Source organism: Nitrospira sp. (assembly GCA_024998565.1).
Classification (GTDB): Bacteria; Nitrospirota; Nitrospiria; order Nitrospirales; family Nitrospiraceae; genus Nitrospira_A.
Genome location: JACOEM010000004.1, coordinates 210,833 through 231,738, shown reverse-complemented (window position 1 = coordinate 231,738; position 20,906 = coordinate 210,833). Strand labels below are relative to the sequence as shown.

Genomic DNA, 20,906 nt, shown 5'->3' with positions numbered 1-20,906 from the left:
CTCTCTACCTCCTTGTGAGTAACAAATCCATAACTGGCACCTAGTCATTGGCTAATTGCGGTGGAGCACAATTGACCGAACGGCGAGGCCGTCGCGAGTTTTGACATACTTCAACGTCACCTTGTCTCCCGCGTGAATCCGATCGAGTCCGATCCGCTTTTTCCCACGCACGATGGTGGCACCCTGCTTGAGCACCGCACCGACCACCGTGTCTTCATTGGCTCCCTGCTGCCCCCTGACCACAATGACAGGAGGGTCATCCGCTGGATTGACTGCTTCAACCGTTCCTTTGATCTCGTGTACCGTGTTGCTGGCGGCATAGACCGAGGTCAAAAAACTTCCGAGTCCGGCAAGAGCCACGCAGAGTGCGGCACCGATCACTAATACGCCGAGCAAGCTGGGTCTCGGCTGATTGAACTCACTCCTCATCCCAGGCGAACCTCTTTCCATTCATTGTGCGAAGCAACAGGATGGATAAAGTCGCGGAACTTTAGCAGTTACACATCACGCTGTAAAGACGGACCGGGTCTTTTCCTGCCATTCCGAACACAGAACCCCGTATACGTCTCTTGACTGCACCGAGGGCGGTCGGTAATATCCACTTCGATTTGCCACTCCACGTGCCGTATCAACAAACAGCGGGAATCACACCCATTCTGCCGTCCCTCTCGACTGCATGATCGAAGTTCGCAACATCACAAAACGGTATGGCAATCTGACAGCGATTGACCGCGTCACCTTTCGTGTCGACAAAGGCGAGGTCTTGGCCTTCCTCGGCCCGAATGGCGCAGGAAAAACGACCACGATGCGCATCCTCACCTCCTTCATTCCGGCGACGGAAGGAACCGCCCAGGTGGCGGGGTTCGATTGCGCAGAGCAACCGGACGAGGTGAAGAAACGAATTGGGTATTTGCCCGAAACCCCTCCGGTATATCAAGAGCTCACAGTCTCCGAATACCTCTCTTTCGTCGGAAAACTGCGCGGACTCAGTGGCGCAGACCTGACGGCCGGCATGGACCGTGTCATGGAACGGCTTTCCTTAGGATCTGTCCGCCAGCGACTCATCGCCAATCTATCACGCGGGTATCGCCAGCGAGTCGGCCTTGCCCAAGCACTGATTCACGATCCCCCGGTTCTGATCCTGGACGAACCCACGGTCGGTCTCGACCCAAAACAAATTATCGAGATCAGGGAGCTGATCAAGAGCCTGGCCGGCTCTCACTCAGTGATTCTAAGCACGCATATTCTTCCTGAGGCCACGGCTGTCTGTCAGCGCGTCGTGATCATCAACGGCGGCCGGATCGTCGCCGAAGACACGCCCGACCAACTGTCTGCCCGGCTCCGGCGATCGGAAAAAATCAGCGTGACCCTCAAAACTCCACCGACGGATGTCCTCGAGCGCTTTCGCGAGGTCGCCGGGGTCGAGCATGTACTGACGACGTCTGAGCCCCACACGATTCTCATCGAATGCGCCCTAGGCAGAGATATACGAGAAGAAGTCGCACGGTTTGCAGTGGGACAGGATTGGGGATTACTTGAAATGAAACCGGTCTCTATGACCTTGGAAGACGTCTTCCTCAAATTGACTCAGCGCGAAGATGGCCTGCCGAAAGCGAACGATACAAGCGAAGGCGAGCGACACTAACCCGATGCCACCCGTTCAAGCCATTATCGCCAAGGAACTGCGCTCGTATTTCGTCTCCCCGATCGTCTATGTCGTCGGCGGGGTGTTCCTGCTGACCTTCGGCTTTCTTGCCTATCTCTATATTGTCTTCACCGGCGCCCAAGCCATCCAGTTGATGCAGATGCAGGGGAGCACCGCGCAGATCAACCTGAACGATCTGGTCTTCCGCAATCTCTTTGCCAGCATGCGCTTCGTGTTGCTGTTGATTCTTCCGATTCTCACCATGCGACTCCTGGCAGAGGAGCGAAAACTCAGGACCTTTGAATTTTTGATGACCGCCCCGATACGGGTCAGCGAGATTATCGTCGGCAAATTCATCAGCGTGTACCTCGTCTTTATCGGGATGCTGCTCCTGACCACCTTGGTCCCGCTCACACTGGCCCTCTTTAGCGATTTTGATTGGTACCCCGTTTTGACCGGCTACCTGGGCATGGCGCTGCTCGGCGGATTCTTTCTGGCCGTCGGCCTCTTCGCCTCATCCATCACAGAGAATCAAATCGTGGCCGCCTTTACCAGCTTCGGCCTGCTCTTGATGTGTTGGCTGTTGGCCGGTCTTGGCTCGCTCTTAGGTGACACGCCAGCCGGCCACGTGGTTTCCTACCTCTCGTTCATGGAACACTTCGATCATCTAGTCCGTGGGCTGGTCGACACGAAAGATCTGGTCTATTACGTCAGTGGCACCGTCTTAATGTTGTTCCTCGCTCACCGCGTAGTGGATTCGTCACGATGGAAATGACGCGACGCCCCCTTCCTATCGGTGCCATTGGAACCGGGCTGGCGATTGCCGGGGTGATCGCCTATACCCTCGTGCCCGACAAGCTGTGGCTCGTGACAGTCCTGGAAGGGCTGGCCCTCGTCTCCTTGATTTGGGCATTTGCCATTCATTATGACCGCCTCAAGACCTTTTCCTCCCAACGATCGACCCGCATGGGTGCCAACAGCGTGCTGATGGTGGCGCTGTTTCTGGGGATCCTCGCCATCGTGAACTTCCTGGCGGCTCGGCATTCGATCCGCTGGGACTTCTCCGAGAATCAGAACTACACGCTTGCGCCGGAAACGTACCGCGTCCTTCGCAACCTCACCAGAGATATCAGTATCACGGTGTTCACGCGGGAAAAGGACCCCGGCTACCAGGCCTATAAAGAACGCTTCGACAGTTATCGGCAGGCCAGCTCCAAGCTGACCGTCCAATTCATCGACCCCGAGCGTCAGCCGAAAGTCGCACAAAACTATGGCATTACCCGAACCGATATCGCCATTTTTGAAAGCGGCCCACAATCGGTTCGCATTACGTCCCCCGCCGAAGTAGAAATTACCGGTGCGCTCGTCCGCGTGTCCAAAGACACCAAAAAGCGGGTGGTGTTCCTGGAAGGGCACGGTGAGCGGAGCCTGGAGGATAGCGATCGCGGCGGACTTGCCTTAACGAAAGAAGTGCTGCAGAAGCAAGGATATGACATCGGCACCATCACCTTGCTGCAGGAATCTGCGGTGCCTGAGAACACTGATGTCCTCATCATTGCCGGCCCGCGGCGAGCGGTCACCAAAGAAGAGAAGGAGCGCATCCAGGCCTACGTCGCCAAGGGGGGACACCTCCTGGTCATGGTCGATCCCGACACCCAGTCGAACATGGACGACCTGCTCAAAACCTGGGGCCTCGAGTTGGGGCCGGGAGTCTTGGTCGATCTACAGGACCGACTGGCGCAGGGAGACCTGACCGCCCTTCTGGTTCGCACCTTCACCGACCATGAAATTACCCATGAGCTGACGGCGGCCGTGCTGTTTCCCCTGGCTCGCCATCTTACGTTCCAGGAGGAAATAGGCAAAGAGTGGGACTATGTTCCTCTCGCGCGCACCTCGCCGCGCAGTTGGGCCGAAACCGACATAAAAGGGCGCGTCGTCAGCTATACCGAAAAGGAAGATGTCCAGGGCCCCCTCGCCCTGGCTGCAGCCTTGACGCCCAAGCAAGCGCCCGAAGAAGGCAAACCGCGCCCCGCCGTAGTCGTCGTCGGCAACTCCGCATTTGCCAGTAACGGCTTTATCAACTTCGTCGGCAACAGCGACTTCTTTCAACGCACCGTGGGTTGGCTCTCGGAAGAACGTGATCTCATTTCCCTCACCCCCAAAGACCCTGCCGTGCGCCCTTTTACCCCCAATCCGCTCCAGGAACGCATTCTGCTGTATGTCCAGGTGATCCTGCTCCCGGCAATGACCGTGCTGTGCGGCCTCCTGGTCTGGCGGAAGCGGCGTCGTTTGTAATCCCATGGCGCGCTACTGGCCCACGCTCATACTGGCCGTCCTCTTAGCGGGGCTTGGGCTCTACCTGTATTTCATTGAACTCCCTGAGCAACGGACCGAAGTCGCGACGGCCACCCAGACCAAACAAATTCTGCCGTTCGCCGAAGCTCAGATCTCCGCGCTGACAGTCCGCAGTCAATCCGGTGAGGTGGTGCTGAGCCAAACTCTCGGCCAGCCCTGGACAATCACCGCCCCCATTCAAACCGACGCCGACCAGCGACAGGTGCAGGCTTTGGTCCGCGCCCTGGTCATGGGAAAGGTCTCGCGCCTTGTCGAAACCCATCCGGTTTCATTGACGCCGTTCGGCCTCGACCACCCATCCACAGTCATCACGCTGACTGCTGGAGACAAACAGGAAACGCTCTCCATTGGAGACGCAGGCCCCCTCTCCTCCACCCTCTACGTGCTGAGGGCATCCGACGAGGCCGTACTCCTGACGGATCTGGCGCCGAAAGATTTTCTCAACAAAAGCCTCCTCTCCTTCCGCCGCAAGGAACTCCTGCAGTTCAACCAGCAGGAGGCGGAGCGGCTTCGCCTGACGTATCCCTCCACGGAAATCGTGCTTTACGCAGTCGATGAGAAACCAAAAAAGAAATGGAAACTTCGCTATCCGATCGAGGCAGAAGGGGACCGAATCGAGGTGCAGGCGCTGCTCTTCAGGCTGGAAGACCTTAAAGCGTTGGCCATCGTGGACCAGGGACCTGAACGCGAAAAGCTCGCGCCATCACTCACCAAGCCCAAAGTGAAGGTCACGCTGCAAGCTGGCGGCGTCGAGCACGTGGTACGTCTGTTTCAGCCGGATCCGACCAGCGGGGAAGCCTACGCCCAAACCAGCGCAGAAGGGCCGATTTACAAAATCAGCCCCTCGGCGATTAAAGATCTGACCAAAGACCTCTTCGCACTCCAGGATAAGCGACTGCTCGGCGTCGATATCGGGGACATCGCCATGCTTTCGATCAAAACGCGCGAGGAGCAATACGTGCTCATTCATGATCGGAACGAATGGGTGCTCGAGGATCAGCCGACTGAAAAACTTCGCCAGGACGTCGCAGACCTGGTTGTGAGCCGTATCGTTAATCTGCCGGCGGAAGAACGAGTGCTGAAGCAGGCTGGTCCGCTGGCCCCCTATGGCCTTGTCGCCCCCGTGGCTGAATTCATCGCTACCGGGAAGGACGGGCGAGTCGCCGGACGCCTCGCGATGGGCAATCAGGTCGGCGGACTCGTCTATGCCATCGGCCATCGAATTCCTGGGATATTCCAGGTACGGCCCGATCTGTTGAAACAAATCCCCTCCCGACTCGCACTCCTGGGCCAGAGTCCGGGATCTCCCCCCTAAACGACCTTCCGGAGGTGTTTCCAGATAGAGAGGGTTTATGCTACTGTGCGCCCATCGCTCTTGATCAAGGAGGATCCTTCAATGACGTACTCGCGTTCTCACGGTGCTGTAGTTCTGTCCTTATCCCTGTTATTACTCAGTGCCTGTGCTACGGAAGAGACCATGACCGGTGGCGGATCGACGTCCTCATCGAGCGCTGCCATGAAAGCCTCTGCGCAGGCCTATGACTCGCTGCAATCCTGCCTGGCACGCATCCAATCCGGCGGCACGGCGGGGACGCGCCAGCTCGCGGAAGAAGGCTGTCAGAGGGATGAAGCGCTTCGTCAGTCGATCGCCGGGAATGCCACCGCGAAAAGTGGAAACCGGGCGGCGGCCGGTGCTGCAGGCGATAGCCTTGACGCATGCCTGGCACGCATTCCCAAAGACGGCTCCGTCGGGCAACGGATGTTGGCCGAAGAGAGCTGCCAGCGCGACCAAGCCAATCGACGCTAGCCTCCTCTCGCTTACTCGAGCTCGACTCACCTCCGAAGGTGGCCACAGCCCCTTCGGAGGCGCATCACTAAGGTAGACAATCCTCCTCGCTTTCAGTATCGTATCCTCACGCCCCCGTAGCTCAGTTGGATAGAGCAGCGGTTTCCTAAACCGCGGGTCGCACGTTCAATTCGTGTCGGGGGCACCAATCCATCTCCACTTCAACCTGGACTGCTCAGGTCCTTCGCTCACCACGCGGTCGCCTATTCTTTCGCGCTCACTCCAAGTAGTGCATCGATCATCCTCCTGCTCTACCTGCGCTTCGCGCCTGGTGGAAGTGATTTCCTGCAGGGCTCCGCTTTCGCTTCCCCATGTCACTATGCCCCCTACACATTGATGTCTATCCGAATTAGGCGCGCTTGCCCGACCGACGTCTCCCTTTTGTACAACTACCCTTAGGCCTTCCGGCTCAGCGCAAAATGTTCTCATTGCACAGTTCTCTACATCGATTCTTGCCTGAGACTACTTTGGTTTTATGGCTTCTCGCTCGTGCACCTATAAGAATCAACGCGTTATAGCCTTACTAAGACACGGTATCGAGATTGCACTAGAGGCTCTGCATAACAAAGGAGTTTCCATCATGATTGAGTTCCCGTTGATCCTGATCGGTTATGCGCTTCTCCCGTTGATTGCCATCCAGCTCATGATCATGGCTGACCGGCCCCAGAAGACAGGCGAGCAAAACGCCTTTCCGCAGGTCGAGATCCTGTGAGACTGCGGCGGTTCTGTCAGCCGTGAACAGAACCGCCGCCTATCCAGGCACATTCCGCATCCCTACCGCCTGCCTCGGCATTCACCCCAACCGCTCTAGCACCTCGACCGGTTTGCCGAAGGAACCCTATGCCATTCGCATAAGTAGGTACGAGTAGCGGACCCCGCCCTGCTTCGAGAACGGAGCCCGCTCGACGAATAGAGCAGACGTAGGTAGAATTGTTCATGTATACTACCGTCGTCCAAACGGTCTCTTGATTAGGCTCCCGACGTGTTCGTAGCACATGCTCTTCCGAAGAGACCCATGAAACCGGCGAATCTGTTCATCTGCCTGTCACTCCTCTTCTTGGCAACAACGGGTTGCCACGGCTACGCGTTCATCGAAACCCCGACGACGGATGGCTTTCACTCGAAACTCCCTTCCCCCTACACCAGAGCGGTCGTTTGGGGCGGACGCCCGGACACGGTTCAGAGTGCGAGCACATGGTTGCTCAAAAAGGGCGTGCTCGTCGTGGACCAGACGAAGGTGTTGCAGGCGGCGGCTGACCAGAAAGTGAGCCTCACGGGCTACCAGTACCTGGAAACGGATGTGCTGCGGATGGCCAAACTCGTCGGCGCTCGCTTGGTAGTGTTCAGCAATGCCGAGGTGGGTTCCTGGGAAGCCCTGGATTGGAGTAGCGGCCTTCCTCACAGCCAGCGGGTCTATTCAGCCACGGTTGCCCTCAGAGCCGTGGATGTGAATACCGGCGAAATCGAATGGAGCGGCAAGGCTCAATCGACCGAACGCTTCAGCAATATCGAGGAAGGGGTCAGCCTCCTCACCTGTCATGCCCTCGCGACGGCCTGGGGTCTGCGCAATCCGGGTGCTGTCGCGCCGGAGAGCGTGTGCCCGCCGGGATCCGGCCTCATGAGCACCGAAGTGAGCCCACCGAAGGCCCACGCCGCCCCTGCCTCTTCAGGCAGGGAGAATTTAACCCCCTCCATGAACTACTAACTATTGCTCGCCACCCTGGCTCTACAGTCCAGCCCCCGAACCCGACTCACGATTTCTGCCTGACAATCCCCTGACGTGTAAAATCGGTCTTTTGTCGTATTTTTTGCCTCACGCGATATACTGCAAGCGTGCCGTTCCGCAATGTCCTTGCTCCGGCCGCGCATATGACCCACTACCTTCTCCTCACATTATTGAGTCTTGCGGTGACCTCCACGGCACAGGCTGCGGAGAATCGTCCGTTCTGGACCGAGCAGGCGCTCTTTCATTTCGGGGATGACGTGTTCTTCACAGGGCGAGCTTCATGCGCCCCCAACGTGGAAGACGGGCGCCAACGCGCATACGTCGCCGCCGTCCAAGAGGTCAAGAATTTCACGCGTACCCAGGAAGTCAGCGGCTTTCCCATCGATACGCAGATGATTTTCGAAGACCTGCATCCGGCTGACTGCGCGCAGGGGCTTATCACGGTGTGGCGATTGCTGCGGGTGCCGCGCACTGCGCTGGAATCACTCTCCAAACACAGTAGTTTCGGGAAACATAAAGACACTTCTCCGATACAGGCGCAGATCACGGCGATCCGGAACCTCACCCCACGGGTGGGCATGCTGCGTGACGAGATCTGGAATCGATACGGTCTCCCTCGCTCCATCTGGGCGCGCCCCGAGCAGGGAGAACTGATCTGGGACTACTCCCAGTTCGGCTTGATCATTGTGTTCAATCAGGACGATGTGTTGACACGCTGGCGGTTGAACGGCCCCCACCCCAGATCCAGTGAGGATGAACAGATCCCATCACGCCAGGACAATCCGGTCGGCAACGATCTTCCAGCCATCGACCTCACCGTTCGACTTCAGCAACTCGAAGAACAACAAGACCTCGACCGGCGGCGGCAGGCTCAGCGCTATTGCACCATCCGCTTTGCGGAGGTGCCTGAATCCCTGCGTCCCAGACATGGCAGTTGCGAACAACGCGAATACGAACGATTGAAGGAGCAACACCCTCCATTCTGAGGACTCGGGATACCGACACCCAACAGAGGAGTCCATCATGGCCCCCGGTCACACACAGCCCTCGACGATCTTAATAGTCGACGACGACCCTAGCGCCCTTCTTGTCAGTACCAAACCGTTGCGGGACGCCGGCTACACGGTGTTTCAGGCACCGGGCAGTGCCGAAGCGCTCAGGCTCTGTGCCGAACACCCCGACCCGATCCACCTCGTGATCGCCGATGTCTTTCTGCCCCCACCGGGCTTTCAACTTTCCGTCGACAAGAACCCCTATCCCCGCGTGAACGGTCTCGACATGGTTGAGCGGCTCCTGCAGGACAAGCGCGAGATCCGCGTCCTGCTCATGTCCGGCAGCCCGGGCTCTGAGTTACAAGATCGCGGCCTCGTACGAGCGGGATTACCATTTCTCAAAAAGCCTTTTACAAGCGAAACGCTGTTATCGGTGGTCCGACAGGTCTTGGCCGGTCCTCCCGCCGCTCCCGATCAGAAAAATGCGACGCGGCCCGTCCACGGCGATGTCGAGTGGATTGACTAACCGCCCGCACCGCCCGTCCCTGCCTCCCGGCTCACGGATAGAAGCAGGGATTTCTTGCCAGATATCACCCGCTTGGATAGACTTTTCTCAACAGAGGAACAAGACACATGGCACGAGCGAGAGCAAGCGAACCTCAACGCGGCCGATCGAAACAGAACGCCGTTGAAGAACTCAGCCGCGGCATCACCACGTTGCGTGAACTGAGCTCACAGATCGATGACCTGAGCCGAGATGGATTCCCGTATCGTGACGCAGTCCGCGCCAGAACCGAGCTTTCCCTTCGGGAATCGATCCGGCGACTGTTCGGTGAAAAGTCGCCGGAATACCAGGCCCACAAGAATCACAAGCTCCGAATCGGCAATCGCACGGAGTCCGCACAGAGCACCACTCTGCTCAAAGAATTGATCGTGCAGCTTGAAAATCAGAAGGCAGAGCTTTTGGGCATCGCACCGGCCGAAACCGCGCCACCTCCACCGACAGCCCCTGAACGCCCCACACTGACGGCAGTTCCTCCGACCCAACCCGCTGTTCCAGTCGTGCCACTCCAGGCTCCAAGCACCGCCCCCCTCGCGACCGTCAGTATGACCAACGCTCCGGCAACCGTCGCAGTGGCGACGACAAGCATTAGCCAACCCGCTCAGCCCATCGCTCCGATCGTCATGACAACACCCGTTTCATCCACTTCCGCCTCCCCGCCGGTCAACCAAGGCACCGCCTCACAACCGATTCGCGATACATCGATACAACGCCTGCCCCCGCAACCGCCATCATCCACGCTGCACTCCGTACTGGCTGAAACTGCCCAGCTCCCGACTGAGAAACCTGCGCCGGCATCCCTGCCCGCGTCACCATCACTGTCCACAGAACCTGTTCTCGCCGCGCCACCAACGAACAGCCCAACGCCCTCTGAGCAGGCAATGCGCGGCGAGACCGCCCCGACTTCACTCTCGACAATGGCACCGGCGCCGTCTACGATTCCATCGGGGACCATTCCCCCCGTTCCACGAATGAGTCCCGCCCCGACACCTGTGCCGACTGCTCCTATCGAGCCCCCTCCGACACCGCAGCAGGCCTCCAAGCCATCAGACATCCCGGCACACAAACCGGCGCCGGCCCCCGTCGCAGTGATTCCGGCAAGTCACACCGCAATCGAGATCGCAGCGGAAAACCACGCGCGCGATACTCAGCCGCGCATTCACGAAGTTCGAGCCGAGGTATCGCTCACACCAGCCATGCCCGCACTTACATCAGCCCCCGGACTCAAACCGGAACCGCCTGTGGGATCTCCCGCCAAACCACCGAAGACACCAACGGCGCTCACCACACCGCTGGATACGAAGACGAACAGCCATCAATCGGAGACCGCAACGCTCGACATACTCCGCCGAATGTGTGCGCGATTCCACCTGGTCGCCCGACAACTGCGGCTGCGCAAAGAATACCGGCCTACACTGGAGATCACGGACGAGTACGATCTGCAGGACCTGTTTTACGCGCTTCTCCGGTTACAATTCGATGAGGTGGGCACGGAAGAATGGACGCCGCCCTATGCCAACGGTACTCGTCGGACGAGCTATCTCCTCGACTGGGAAAAAACGGTGGTGGTGGTCAAACAGACTCGCTCAGGATTGACGAGCAGAGACATCGCCGAGCAGATCGCCACAGACAAAGCCCATTACTCCGGGCGTCCGAACGGAGCCACGTTGTTGTGCTTCATCTACGATCCTGACGGGCGAGTGGGCAATCCCCGGGGGTTGGAAGCAGATCTTTCGACAGTCGGCGACATGTACAGAGTAGAAGTTATCGTGGCTCCCAAGTAACAACGCGCGACACCGGCCATCCTGCTCGAGCCGAGGGCGTTCTGTTGACTTCATCCTGAGCAATCCGCTAGGTTTCGATTCGTTGGCAGGCGTTGACGCCCCACCACCTCACGGGAGATGTACTCCATGCCGGACCGAGCCTATGTATTGATCAACGTACATCCCGGCCAAACCGCTGATGTCGTCAAAGCCCTTGGGGATATTAAGGAAATCAAACAAATCGACCCCTGTTGGGGAAAGCCCGACATCTTCACCATCGTTGAAATTCCCCACCAGGACGCACTGACCCAACTCGTGCTCGCGAAAATTCACGCCATCCCCGGTGTCGATCAGACGGATACGCACATGGTCTATCGCCTTCAGGAGGGCAAACCGAAATGAGTACTCGTGTCTCTGCCATCACGGCGTTCGTTCTCGTCGCAGCGCTCGCCGGATGTGCGGGGGGCCCACCCGCCCCGGAGCCCGATGTGATGGAGGTGACACTCCCGGTTCCTGCCGAGCAGGTAAAAACGGCACTGTCCGATGTCCTGACCCAAGGGGGCTATACGGTCGACCAAGATGACACCGGCAACATCACGACCGGAATGCGGCAGGAGATCAGAAGCCCTTGGAACGGACTATTGCGCTGGAGATTCGGCGTAGGGAAGACTCGGGTCGAAGCACGGGTCGTCCCGCAGGACGACAGCACCACACGATTATGGCTGCAAGTGTTCCATCGCGAGAAAGACGGGATATTCGATTCGTGGGAGGATGCAGAAACACCCCTGCCGCAAAGCGCCGCGAACGAAATTCGCCTGCTCAAGAACGCGCTTCGACTATTGTAAGGTCGTCCTACTTTTCCTCGGTCTCATCGCCGAAATCCAATCCGAATCGCTCCGCCATTCGATATAACGTCCGCCGATCGATCCCCAGGATCTTCGCCGCCTTGACCTTGTTTCCTCGCGTCTCCTTGAGGACCCGAGCCAGGTGCCGTTTCTCGACCTCGTCCAAGGTCAACAGCTCGTCGTGATCCCCCTCGGCCGGTTGCCCCTTGAGCAGCTCACCTGAATCCGGCTCAACCCTGATCGACTCGGGGAGATCTTCGGGAAGCAACAGCGGGCCATGGCTGAGCGAGACCGCCCGTTCCACCGCATTCTCCAGTTCACGTACATTCCCCGGCCAGTGATAACGTTTCAACAGCGCCATCGTTTCCGGCAAAAACCCTCTCACATGCAACGACTGCTTGGCATATTTTTGCAGAAAGTGATGCGCGAGCATCGTGATGTCCTCACGCCGCTCAGCCAGAGACGGCAGGACAATCCGCACCACATTCAGACGATAGTACAAGTCGTCGCGAAACTTGCCTTCCTTCACGAGCGTAGCCAAGTCCCGATTGGTCGCGGCAATGATGCGCACATCGACTTTCACCGATGCCGTGCTGCCGACACGCCGCACCTCGTGCTCTTGCATCACCCGCAGGAGCTTGACTTGAAGCGCCTGGCCGAGATCGCCGATCTCATCGAGAAACAGCGTACCGCCATCGGCGGCCTCGAACAGCCCGGCTTTGGCTCCGACGGCGCCCGTAAACGCGCCCTTCTCATACCCGAACATTTCCGACTCCAGAAGATGATCGGGTAAGGCGCCGCAATTGACCGGAATGAACGGTTTGTCGCGACGCGGACTGTTCAAATGGACAGCCCGCGCAATCAATTCTTTCCCTGTTCCGCTTTCTCCTTCGATGAGCACCGTGCTGCGCCCCTCGGACACACGGGCCACCAGCTTATACACCTCCAGCATCGCCGGGCTGCTGCCCACCAACTGTGACCAGGGTTCGCGGGCGCGCGCATCTTCGCGAAAGCGGGCGTTTTCCCGCACCAGGCGACAATGCTCCAGACTGCGCTGGACGACGAGACGGATTTCGTCCCTCTTGAACGGCTTGGCCAGGTAATCGTAGGCCCCTTGCTTGATCGCTTCGATCGCGCCCTCCAGAGATCCGAACGCGGTCAGCAACACGATCGAGGTGTCCGGACTGAACTTCTTGAACTCCTTCAGCACGAGAAATCCATCGCCTTGTTCCATCCGGATATCGGTCAGGACGACATCGGCCCGCGATTGTTTGCCGCGCTCCACCGCAGCCTGGCCGCTGGAGAAGGCCTCCACCTCATAACCCTCCTTTACCAGCGCTTCCGCCAACAAGGTTCTGGCGGCCTCGTCGTCATCCACTACGAATAACTTCGCCTGACTCATGACTCTCCCTCTCTATACCGCTAAACCGCAGCCGAGTCGGACGGCAAACCAGGCAGCACCACCGTCACCGTCGTGCCCTTGCCGATCTCACTCTCGAGTGTCAACCGGCCGCCGTGAGCAGACACAGCCTCCCGGCTCAGAAATAAGCCCAATCCGGTACCCTTCCCCACGGCTTTTGTGGTGAAGAACGGTTGGAAGGCTCGCTCGACATCCTCCCGAGGCATCCCACAGCCTGAATCGCTCACCACCAACGTGACGACCGTCCGGAGATCGGGTCGGCCGGTGCAGGATGCGCCCTCCATCTCATCCGAGGAAGCTTGACGAATGGTCACGGCGACCGTGACATGCCCCCCGGCCCCGGTGGCCGCGAGTGCATTGCTCAGGAGATTGACCAACACTTGGTGGATCTTTTCGGCATCGGCCCACACCAGCAAAGCCGGCGCCACCTCGGTGTGAAGCGTCACACCCTTGGCATGGTATCCCGGTTCCATCAGCGCGACGACCGGCTCGATCAGGCGTTCTGCCGGATACCATGTCGGCTCAGGCTTGCGTTGTCGGGTAGACGATAAGAGATCTTGAATGATCCGCACCACGCGATTCAACTGTTCATCGATGATACCGATGCGTTTCTGCATCGCAGGCGTGACACCGGGCTCTTCCGCGAGCGCCTCCACATGCCAGGCAATCGAATGTAACGGCGTCCCGACCTCATGCGCCACCGACGCCACCAATTGCCCCACGGCCGCCAACCGTTCTGATCGCGCGAGCTTGTCTTTGATCTCGACCAGCTGCGTATTGGCCAGCAACAGGTGTTCGGTTTGCGTCGCCAGGGCAGCCTTGGCGGCTTCCTCGCGAGCTTTCCGCTCCTCCCATGTCACACCGATATAGGCCACCCCGGTCAACACACAGGCCACCATAATGCGATTAAACACGACGGCGGTAAACCGCTCTCGCTTCTTGCCCGGCTGGAAGAGACCGACAAATGTCACCAGGATGCACAGTGCGAGCGTCACCACCATGAGCCGCCGACTTCGGACTGTGGCCACCAGCAGAATCGGCAACACGAAACCGAACGCGCCGACGACATTCAGCGGGAACATCCATTCCATCACCATCACGATCAGGAAGAGGATTGCGGCGATGGCCAGCACCACCTGATTCCGGCTCTTCATCACGATCTCGTGCCGCGCAGGAAGGACAGTTCAGGCGGTTGCAGCCGGAGGGCGGAGAGCACATATGGCTGCGGCGAGTGCTTGTACGCGTTCATCCCGTTGGAGCTCCTCCAGAGACAGCGACAGTTTGCGCGACCAGTTCGGATAGGCGTCCACGGTGCCAGGGAGATTCATTTGTGTCACTTCACCGATCACATCGTCAAGGTTGGCCATGACAACCCAGGCCGGCGACGTCGCCAGGTAGACATGAATCGCGCGGCACAGAGCGGGCGTCATCACCGGAACAGAATCAGGCTGATCGCTCACCCCGGAGGGCAGCAACCCCGCCCCGCTCAAGGCCCCAAGGATATGTCCCCGGTCACGCGTGCGCTCCTCGAAGGCTTGCTGTACGGCCTGGTCGCTCGCATACATGCCGAGCTTAGCCCGTAATCGGATATCTTCTCCCGTCCAATAACCGGTCAGCGTCGGAAGGTCGTGTGTCGTGACGACCGCGAGCGACTGCTCGGGATAGGCCGACGGAGACTTGCAGGCCCCATCCCAGTTCCGTTCGAAATAAAAGACTCGATAGGAGAGAATCTTATACCGCGCCAGCTGTTCCCGCACATAGTCCGGCACCGTCCCCAGATCCTCTCCGATCACCAGAGTCTGCGCGCGCAGGCTTTCCAGCGCGAGAATCCGCAGCAGGTCCTCCGCCGGATACTGCACATAGGCGCCCGCCTCTGCACTCATCCCGCGCGGCACCCAGAACAGCCGGAACAGCGTCATCACATGGTCGATGCGGATCGCCCCGCCCTGCCGGAGCGTTTTCCTGAGCAACTCGATGAACGAGCGATAGCCTGTGGACTTGAGGCGCAACGGATGAAACGGAGCGAACCCCCAATTCTGCCCTTGCGGCGCAAATGCATCCGGGGGCGCGCCGCAGTCCGCGCCGAGCGCGAGCACCTCCTGCAGCATCCACGCCTCCGCGCCATTTCGGTCGCTGCCCAGTGCGAGATCAGGATACAAGCCAACCGTCATGTGCGCCTGTGCCGCCCGGGTTTTGGCCGTTCGCAACTGATCCGCCGCCACCCACTGCATATACTGGAAAAACCGGACCCGCTTGCGATGCCGTTTGGAAAATTCACGCAGCGCCGGCGAATCGGGAGTCCGGTACTGGTCTGGCCACTCAGGCCACAGCTTGAGCGACTGCTCGATCAGGCGTCGTTCCTCTTCCAGCACCTGGAATACCGCAAATCGCTCCAGCGATTCTCCTTCATCTCGAATAAACCGGTGCAACAGCCACCCACGCGCAGTGGTCGGCTCCAGCGACGGTTCGGTTCCCGTATAGTTATCCTTCAGAAACTGTCGGTAGGCGAGGTCCAGCATCGTGCGCTTCGCCTTGTTCACAGATTCTGAATCCACCAGGTCGGCCGCGCGCGCCTGCTCCAGTTCCCTTTGAAACTCTGCGCTGTTCCGCAGCCGTTGCGCATCCGGCGACGCGTGATACTCCGGGAGCCGATCGAGGTCGATATACAGCTCGTTCAAAAACAGGCGGCTGGTCGGGGAATAAGGGCTGAGATGGTGGGGACGCGAATTTTTCAGCGCATGCAATGGATTCAGCCCGATGATGCCGGCTCCCAGCTCCTTGCCTGCCCATTCGACCAACCGGGACAAATCCGTAAAATCGCCCACGCCCCAATTGGTCTGCGACCGTAGCGAATAGAGCTGCACTGCCAAGCCCCACACCTTTCCACCCCGAGCCAGCTCCTCCGGCACAAAACAATGCGGCGGGGCCACGACCACGCGGAGCGTACCCCTGGTCACCACCTTGCTGCCCATGGTGCTGACCGACAAATCGTAATAGCCAAGTTCCAGGTTCTGAACCAGCGGCAGGTCAACGCGCACCATCCGCCGCCCGGCCAGCGAACGGACCTCGCATGGATTCAGGCCGGGGCCGGTTTCGCCACGATGAACGATGGTCCCTTTTTCATCCGTGAGAGTCCAGGCTACCGCAACGTGTTGCTCCTCCCCTTCCTCCAGCGCAGGGCGAAACGTCCACTGCGTGGGGCCATACCCTTGTTGGAGAATGAGAATCGGATCACAGGATTGCTGCCAGGGCGCCTCGTCGAAGGCGGTCAGCTCCTGAGACAGGACCGCACCCGATCCGACCTGAAAACCCATGGCGGACAGAATGGCTCGACGCGTCTCGTCACTGGTCACATGGAGAGTACCGGCGATGTCGTGATAGTCGGGTAAAATACCGGCCCGTGAGGCGAGGAGGCGAAGCAGATCTTGCTCGGTGCCGTCATACATAGTGTCGTGCCCGAGTGTGAGTGAAGACCTCCATCAAGTCAAGGTATCCTATGCTTTTCCGCAGAGTTGCGACATGACCCACCCCGCTTGAGCACGCGGGCGACCGTCTAACCGATACACGGCCCTCCACACGACGAGGCTCATGACCGATCAATAGAAGTGCCCTTCCGGGCGAGAGTGCCGAGCGACGTCGCATTGCTGCGCCCCTTCACGCGTGGTAGCATAATCTCAGCGTCGGGAGGCGGCGACTGTCTTTACTCATCAGGTGGAACCGGGCACAGAAAGGGAGGTGGCTCCTATGACCCCGCAGCTGTCGCTATCAGGAAGCGGTGCCTTGCTCGCAATCGCCGTTCAATGTCTCATGTTTGCCGCACCGGCTCAGGCCTTGCCAGAACACTCTCGGGTCGATGTCACCGGAGATTATCGGTACGCCTATCACGAGCCGGAAACCGCATCAGAAGCCAGGCACCATGCCTGCACCGAAGCGCTGTATCAGGCCATCAGCACCTCAGCGGCAGTGCGAGAACAGACCGCCTCGATTGTCGACTCGAAGCTATTCCGCAATCTGGTGCATACCCTCGCCTCGAAGCATGTGACCGATCAACAGATCGTTCAGCAGAGCGAAACGGGACGCACGGTGTACTGTAAGGTGAAGGCCGTCTTCCATGCAGATGAGGTGGAACGGGTGCTGATCGCACAGACGGCGGGCGGAACCGAACCAGGCTTGGATCAGAATCGGGCGCTGAAAATCGTCAGCGCGCGTGAAGAAGCCGATGGCACACTCGTTATCGTATACCAGGCGCTCAAGCGTCTTGATTGGCTGGGAACCGCCTACCAAGGCAGCTTGCGAGAATCAGCGGATGTGATGGTGGACTTTTATGACGATCAGGGCATCCTGGTACGGAGCAGTCGTCATCCGGCCAGGAAAACCGCGACCGGTGAAGATGTCATGAATCCAGGCGAGGTGGGCACACTGCGAATCGCGAAACCACTCAATGCAAAAACCTACCGTGTCTGGGTGGTGAAGTAATTCACCGAGTCTCCGGGGACAGGACCGGATATCGTCCGCTCCTGCCCCCATCCCGTTACACCCAAGCCAGTGTCATCCCTGAGTCTTACCGATCACTCGCCAGGGGCGGCATGTTGATGCCGACACGCTCCAACCCCATGATGACCGTCAAAGCCGAAGGCGAGTGCTGCACAATTTCCTTCTGCACTTCGATACGGCGCAGATCGACGAATTCCGGCGCCGTCAGTCCCAACGATTCCCGATAGGCACGATCGGCGATCCCACGCTGCTTTTCGGCTTTTTCACGCGCCTCTTCCGCCTTTTGAAACTCGACCATCGTGATCTTGCGCTGCTCCTGAATGATGGTTTGAGTCGTCTGCTCGACGACCCCTTTCGGCGGCAGAATGCTGCCGACCACGACCCGATTGAGCCGGATCGGCATATTTTGCTTATCGATGAGTTTGGTCTGCACTTCACGCGCAATGGCGTCCTGCAGTTTCGTCCTGGTCGTCGGATCGGTCGTCAATTGAAACAGCGGGTACTTTTGCACTTCTTCCCGAACGAACGTGCGGAAGGCTTCCTTCACGTTGTTTTGGTACCAGTTGGTGCCATAGCGACCGACGATCTCCGGCGAGCGCCCTTCGACCACATTGGCGATCATAAACGCATCGAAGGAAACCGGAGCGTTTTCAGCCGAAATAATGTCGAAATGTTCGGAATACTGCAATGGCCGGACATCCACCTCGATGACCTTCGTCGTCGGCGCAACCCAGACCCGGCCGGTCTTGGAGGGAGCCGGATCAACGCCTCCGTGGCCGAAGAAGAATGGTTGTTCGACCATCACCCCCTCATGGCCGGCCTCGATGGCCACGCAACCCGACGTCAGCAGCAATACCCCCACAGCCCCGAGCATGGACCAGGCTCCGTGTCTCATAGGTTCCTCCTGTGAAAAGGTCAGACCACCGAGGCCCGCCTGGCGACGTACTGCGGGCGTCAACGGCCTCATGATGGCATGCAAATACCTTACGAACCGCACGCAGAGATTGTCAAACGAAGGGGTGTTGAGGGCAAGTGGTCGACGGTGAACAGACAGCCGACGGGGGGATACGAACCGGCCGTGACCTTAATAAATCCCGGCCTCCCGCTGCAACCATCGCACATATCGAATGATATGCTCCACGTCTCCGGACGTCACGCCTTCGATCTTCGGCATGTTGCCGAACTCCCAGTGGTGAGCGCGGACACCGTTTTCCGCGGCCCGCTGAAACGCCATGTCGGCGTGATGATTCGGTTCATAAATCTTATGCACCAGCGGCGGACCTTGCTTGGTCCCGACACCACGCACACCATGACAGGCGGCACAAGTGGCAGTGAATTTCGCCTCACCGACCTGTACCTCTGCCGGTGTCGCCCCTCCGGCCGGCTTTGCCGCGTCTTGGTTGGTTGCATTGGACTCACAAGCCGCCAGGGCTGCGACCATCACCGCAAACCCGACTCCCATCACCCAGACCTTCATCTGAATACTCCTGACTCTGATTCGCTTCATCGCGGGGGCTCAGAAGGCGGGGTTGTCGTCCGAGGTCCCTGCGATTGCTGTAGTTGATCCCGTAGCATTTGCGTCGTGCGATTCAGCGTCAACCGCCGATACAGCCGCGCCGCGATCGGTGTGACGATCACCAGGGCGATGATCAAATACATGAAAAATTCTTCAGGCGTCATAGGCGCAGCTCTCCAGACTCTTGTGTGATCGCAGGGGAAAGTACAAACCGGGCTCACGGCACAACGCGACCTTCAGCTTAGTCGCCTCGATGGTCGTTAGAGTATCGCATAGGAGACCGGATCCACAACTCCGGCCAAGCGGAAGCCTTCACGCCGAATCCGGCAACTGTCGCACCGGCCGCAGGCCACGCCACCAGCGCCGGGGTCATAGCAACTATGCGTCAGTTCCAAGGGAGCCCGCAGCTCCTGTCCACGTTGCACGATTTCGGCTTTTGACAGCATCAGCAGAGGCGCACACACCTCGACAGCCCGCCCCTCAATGCCCATCTTAGTGCCAAGCCTGGCGACGACTTCAAAGGCGCGGATAAAATCCGGTCGGCAGTCCGGATAACCGGAATAATCCAGCACATTGGCACCGAAATAAATTCTCTGCGCCTCAAGCGTTTCGGCGTATGCCAGGGCCAAGGACAAGAAAATCGTGTTGCGAGCCGGTACGTAGGTGACGGGAATTCCACCCGCCCGGTCCTCTTGGCTGCGGTCCTTGGGCACCGTCACATCGTCGGTGAGAGCGGACCCTCCGAACGCCCGCAGATCCACGTCCACCACCACATGAGCGGCGGCACTCAAGGCCTGGGCAACGGCCCTCGCCCGCTCGACTTCAACATGGTGGCGCTGGCCGTAGGAGATAGTCAGACAATACAGCCGGTAGCCATCCTGCTTGGCAATGGCAGCCGTGACGGTAGAATCCAACCCACCACTGAGCAGGATCACCGCCTTCGAATCGACGTGACTCATAGGGAACAGGTAAGGGCCGGGCAGACTACTGAGGTTTGGACACTCGACCGACGATCACGGGCTGAGGTGCGTCGCAAGCTGAAGTGGGATGGTGAATGGATGCGGCCGGCTCCTGTGAGCTAGTCGCGATCCTCTTCCTTCTCGATTTTCTCGAGCAATTCCTGTCGAGACTGGCATTGGACGCAGAGCTTGGCGAACGGCACCGCCTCCAACCGCTTTTCACTGACCTCGATGCCGCATTCCGCGCAAATCCCGTAGGTGCCCTCGCTGAGTCTGGTCAACGCCTCATCGATGGCCTGGCGCTTCCGGTTCCGCATCTCCATCAGCGAAATGCCGAGTTCGCGATCCAGATCCATGAGGGCTTGATCCCCCACATCCCTGGCGGACTCCAAGCGGCGCTGCTGATCTTCGGTCAACGACTGGCCGAGGTTCCCCTCGATCTCGCGCATGATTTCTTGGCGTTTGCTCAGGAGCATTCGCTGCAGGACTTCACGCCGGCGCTGACGCTCTTCTCGTTCCTTGGGTGTTTCTTTCAGTGTAAGCGCTGCCACAACACGCGCGGCAACACTGTCTTCGTCTTTTTCAGTCATAGCAGTAACCGGAGCCGGCCGCTCTTTTTTCACAGGCTTCTCGGGAGCGGGGGCTTTTGCTTTCGTCGTTGGTGTTTTTTTCTTCGCGTGGACTTTCGTCGCCATAGAGTCTCATGCCCTTTCGTGATGAGTGCAAGGCGAAAAAGTTTGGCAGGTATATCACGCTACAGATCGTTTGACAAGTACCTGGCTC

At 58.9% G+C, this 20,906-nt stretch carries 21 protein-coding genes and 1 tRNA gene; 13 read left to right on the top strand and 9 right to left on the bottom strand.

Going from position 1 to position 20,906, the window contains the following annotated elements; translation table 11 throughout:
• Nucleotides 1–51: 51 nt before the first annotated feature.
• Nucleotides 52–429, bottom strand: coding sequence for a hypothetical protein (locus H8K11_09110; GenBank protein MCS6263905.1), 378 nt, complete (start codon nucleotides 427–429; stop codon nucleotides 52–54).
• A 247-nt stretch (nucleotides 430–676) separates the two neighbouring features.
• Here H8K11_09110 and H8K11_09105 point away from each other — a divergent pair, with 247 nt between their 5' ends.
• From H8K11_09105 to H8K11_09050, 12 genes are all read left to right on the top strand, one after another.
• Nucleotides 677–1,645 (top strand): ABC transporter ATP-binding protein, encoded by a 969-nt coding sequence (locus H8K11_09105; protein MCS6263904.1) that lies wholly within the window; start codon nucleotides 677–679, stop codon nucleotides 1,643–1,645.
• Between the two features lie 4 nt (nucleotides 1,646–1,649).
• Complete coding sequence (locus H8K11_09100) at nucleotides 1,650–2,420, top strand: ABC transporter permease subunit (GenBank protein MCS6263903.1); 771 nt, start codon at nucleotides 1,650–1,652, stop codon at nucleotides 2,418–2,420.
• Entirely contained in the window at nucleotides 2,411–3,940 is a 1,530-nt protein-coding gene (locus tag H8K11_09095; GenBank protein MCS6263902.1) for a GldG family protein, read from the top strand. The genes H8K11_09100 and H8K11_09095 overlap by 10 nt, the downstream gene beginning before the upstream one ends.
• Nucleotides 3,941–3,944: 4 nt before the next feature.
• Nucleotides 3,945–5,315 (top strand): DUF4340 domain-containing protein, encoded by a 1,371-nt coding sequence (locus H8K11_09090; protein ID MCS6263901.1) that lies wholly within the window; start codon nucleotides 3,945–3,947, stop codon nucleotides 5,313–5,315.
• A gap of 201 nt (nucleotides 5,316–5,516) precedes the next feature.
• Nucleotides 5,517–5,807, top strand: coding sequence for a hypothetical protein (locus H8K11_09085; GenBank protein ID MCS6263900.1), 291 nt, complete (start codon nucleotides 5,517–5,519; stop codon nucleotides 5,805–5,807).
• A gap of 110 nt (nucleotides 5,808–5,917) precedes the next feature.
• Nucleotides 5,918–5,994: transfer RNA gene (locus H8K11_09080), tRNA-Arg, on the top strand.
• Between the two features lie 867 nt (nucleotides 5,995–6,861).
• Nucleotides 6,862–7,551, top strand: a complete 690-nt coding sequence (locus tag H8K11_09075) for a hypothetical protein (GenBank protein ID MCS6263899.1) — start codon at nucleotides 6,862–6,864, stop codon at nucleotides 7,549–7,551.
• Between the two features lie 203 nt (nucleotides 7,552–7,754).
• Complete coding sequence (locus H8K11_09070) at nucleotides 7,755–8,558, top strand: hypothetical protein (GenBank protein ID MCS6263898.1); 804 nt, start codon at nucleotides 7,755–7,757, stop codon at nucleotides 8,556–8,558.
• A gap of 37 nt (nucleotides 8,559–8,595) precedes the next feature.
• Nucleotides 8,596–9,090 (top strand): response regulator, encoded by a 495-nt coding sequence (locus tag H8K11_09065; protein ID MCS6263897.1) that lies wholly within the window; start codon nucleotides 8,596–8,598, stop codon nucleotides 9,088–9,090.
• A 107-nt stretch (nucleotides 9,091–9,197) separates the two neighbouring features.
• Nucleotides 9,198–10,910 carry a hypothetical protein gene (locus tag H8K11_09060; protein MCS6263896.1) on the top strand — a complete coding sequence of 571 codons (1,713 nt, stop codon included), beginning with the start codon at nucleotides 9,198–9,200 and terminating at the stop codon, nucleotides 10,908–10,910.
• A gap of 126 nt (nucleotides 10,911–11,036) precedes the next feature.
• Entirely contained in the window at nucleotides 11,037–11,291 is a 255-nt protein-coding gene (locus H8K11_09055; protein ID MCS6263895.1) for an Lrp/AsnC ligand binding domain-containing protein, read from the top strand.
• Nucleotides 11,288–11,734, top strand: a complete 447-nt coding sequence (locus H8K11_09050; protein ID MCS6263894.1) for a hypothetical protein — start codon at nucleotides 11,288–11,290, stop codon at nucleotides 11,732–11,734. Before H8K11_09055 ends, H8K11_09050 begins: the two co-directional genes overlap by 4 nt.
• Before the next feature lie 7 nt (nucleotides 11,735–11,741).
• On the opposite strand, the gene H8K11_09045 is transcribed toward H8K11_09050, so the two are convergent.
• Genes H8K11_09045 through malQ form a run of 3 tightly spaced genes read right to left on the bottom strand, consistent with a single transcriptional unit; the run spans nucleotide 11,742 to nucleotide 16,600 of the window.
• The gene (locus H8K11_09045; GenBank protein ID MCS6263893.1) at nucleotides 11,742–13,136 is read right to left on the bottom strand and encodes a sigma-54-dependent Fis family transcriptional regulator; all 1,395 of its coding nucleotides are present in this window, start codon (nucleotides 13,134–13,136) and stop codon (nucleotides 11,742–11,744) included.
• Between the two features lie 20 nt (nucleotides 13,137–13,156).
• Entirely contained in the window at nucleotides 13,157–14,308 is a 1,152-nt protein-coding gene (locus H8K11_09040) for a hypothetical protein (GenBank protein MCS6263892.1), read from the bottom strand.
• Nucleotides 14,309–14,338: 30 nt separating this feature from the next.
• Complete coding sequence (gene malQ, locus H8K11_09035) at nucleotides 14,339–16,600, bottom strand: 4-alpha-glucanotransferase (protein ID MCS6263891.1); 2,262 nt, start codon at nucleotides 16,598–16,600, stop codon at nucleotides 14,339–14,341.
• 298 nt (nucleotides 16,601–16,898) lie between these two features.
• On the opposite strand from malQ, the gene H8K11_09030 reads away from it, so the two are divergent.
• Nucleotides 16,899–17,630: a hypothetical protein gene (locus H8K11_09030; protein MCS6263890.1), complete on the top strand. Its 732-nt coding sequence runs from the start codon at nucleotides 16,899–16,901 to the stop codon at nucleotides 17,628–17,630.
• A gap of 85 nt (nucleotides 17,631–17,715) precedes the next feature.
• Here the strand turns inward: H8K11_09030 and H8K11_09025 are convergent, their stop codons facing one another.
• The 5 genes from H8K11_09025 to H8K11_09005 form a co-directional block, all read right to left on the bottom strand.
• Nucleotides 17,716–18,543, bottom strand: coding sequence for a hypothetical protein (locus H8K11_09025; GenBank protein ID MCS6263889.1), 828 nt, complete (start codon nucleotides 18,541–18,543; stop codon nucleotides 17,716–17,718).
• Between the two features lie 189 nt (nucleotides 18,544–18,732).
• Nucleotides 18,733–19,125 (bottom strand): cytochrome c, encoded by a 393-nt coding sequence (locus H8K11_09020; protein MCS6263888.1) that lies wholly within the window; start codon nucleotides 19,123–19,125, stop codon nucleotides 18,733–18,735.
• 26 nt (nucleotides 19,126–19,151) lie between these two features.
• A complete protein-coding gene (locus H8K11_09015; protein ID MCS6263887.1) occupies nucleotides 19,152–19,328 on the bottom strand; it encodes a hypothetical protein in 177 nt (58 codons plus the stop codon).
• A 96-nt stretch (nucleotides 19,329–19,424) separates the two neighbouring features.
• Entirely contained in the window at nucleotides 19,425–20,123 is a 699-nt protein-coding gene (gene queC, locus H8K11_09010) for a 7-cyano-7-deazaguanine synthase QueC (GenBank protein ID MCS6263886.1), read from the bottom strand.
• A gap of 119 nt (nucleotides 20,124–20,242) precedes the next feature.
• Nucleotides 20,243–20,713, bottom strand: coding sequence for a TraR/DksA C4-type zinc finger protein (locus H8K11_09005; GenBank protein MCS6263885.1), 471 nt, complete (start codon nucleotides 20,711–20,713; stop codon nucleotides 20,243–20,245).
• Nucleotides 20,714–20,906 lie beyond the last annotated feature (193 nt).

Bases quoted from the DNA above. Each gene is read 5' to 3' on its own strand.
- H8K11_09110 (MCS6263905.1), bottom strand. From the start codon at position 429: ATGAGGAGTGAGTTCAATCAGCCGAGACCCAGCTTGCTCGGCGTATTA.
- H8K11_09105 (MCS6263904.1), top strand. From the start codon at position 677: ATGATCGAAGTTCGCAACATCACAAAACGGTATGGCAATCTGACAGCG.
- H8K11_09100 (MCS6263903.1), top strand. From the start codon at position 1,650: ATGCCACCCGTTCAAGCCATTATCGCCAAGGAACTGCGCTCGTATTTC.
- H8K11_09095 (MCS6263902.1), top strand. From the start codon at position 2,411: ATGGAAATGACGCGACGCCCCCTTCCTATCGGTGCCATTGGAACCGGG.
- H8K11_09090 (MCS6263901.1), top strand. From the start codon at position 3,945: ATGGCGCGCTACTGGCCCACGCTCATACTGGCCGTCCTCTTAGCGGGG.
- H8K11_09085 (MCS6263900.1), top strand. From the start codon at position 5,517: ATGAAAGCCTCTGCGCAGGCCTATGACTCGCTGCAATCCTGCCTGGCA.
- H8K11_09075 (MCS6263899.1), top strand. From the start codon at position 6,862: ATGAAACCGGCGAATCTGTTCATCTGCCTGTCACTCCTCTTCTTGGCA.
- H8K11_09065 (MCS6263897.1), top strand. From the start codon at position 8,596: ATGGCCCCCGGTCACACACAGCCCTCGACGATCTTAATAGTCGACGAC.
- H8K11_09060 (MCS6263896.1), top strand. From the start codon at position 9,198: ATGGCACGAGCGAGAGCAAGCGAACCTCAACGCGGCCGATCGAAACAG.
- H8K11_09055 (MCS6263895.1), top strand. From the start codon at position 11,037: ATGCCGGACCGAGCCTATGTATTGATCAACGTACATCCCGGCCAAACC.
- H8K11_09050 (MCS6263894.1), top strand. From the start codon at position 11,288: ATGAGTACTCGTGTCTCTGCCATCACGGCGTTCGTTCTCGTCGCAGCG.
- H8K11_09045 (MCS6263893.1), bottom strand. From the start codon at position 13,136: ATGAGTCAGGCGAAGTTATTCGTAGTGGATGACGACGAGGCCGCCAGA.
- H8K11_09040 (MCS6263892.1), bottom strand. From the start codon at position 14,308: ATGAAGAGCCGGAATCAGGTGGTGCTGGCCATCGCCGCAATCCTCTTC.
- malQ (MCS6263891.1), bottom strand. From the start codon at position 16,600: ATGTATGACGGCACCGAGCAAGATCTGCTTCGCCTCCTCGCCTCACGG.
- H8K11_09030 (MCS6263890.1), top strand. From the start codon at position 16,899: ATGACCCCGCAGCTGTCGCTATCAGGAAGCGGTGCCTTGCTCGCAATC.
- H8K11_09025 (MCS6263889.1), bottom strand. From the start codon at position 18,543: ATGAGACACGGAGCCTGGTCCATGCTCGGGGCTGTGGGGGTATTGCTG.
- H8K11_09020 (MCS6263888.1), bottom strand. From the start codon at position 19,125: ATGAAGGTCTGGGTGATGGGAGTCGGGTTTGCGGTGATGGTCGCAGCC.
- H8K11_09015 (MCS6263887.1), bottom strand. From the start codon at position 19,328: ATGACGCCTGAAGAATTTTTCATGTATTTGATCATCGCCCTGGTGATC.
- queC (MCS6263886.1), bottom strand. From the start codon at position 20,123: ATGAGTCACGTCGATTCGAAGGCGGTGATCCTGCTCAGTGGTGGGTTG.
- H8K11_09005 (MCS6263885.1), bottom strand. From the start codon at position 20,713: ATGACTGAAAAAGACGAAGACAGTGTTGCCGCGCGTGTTGTGGCAGCG.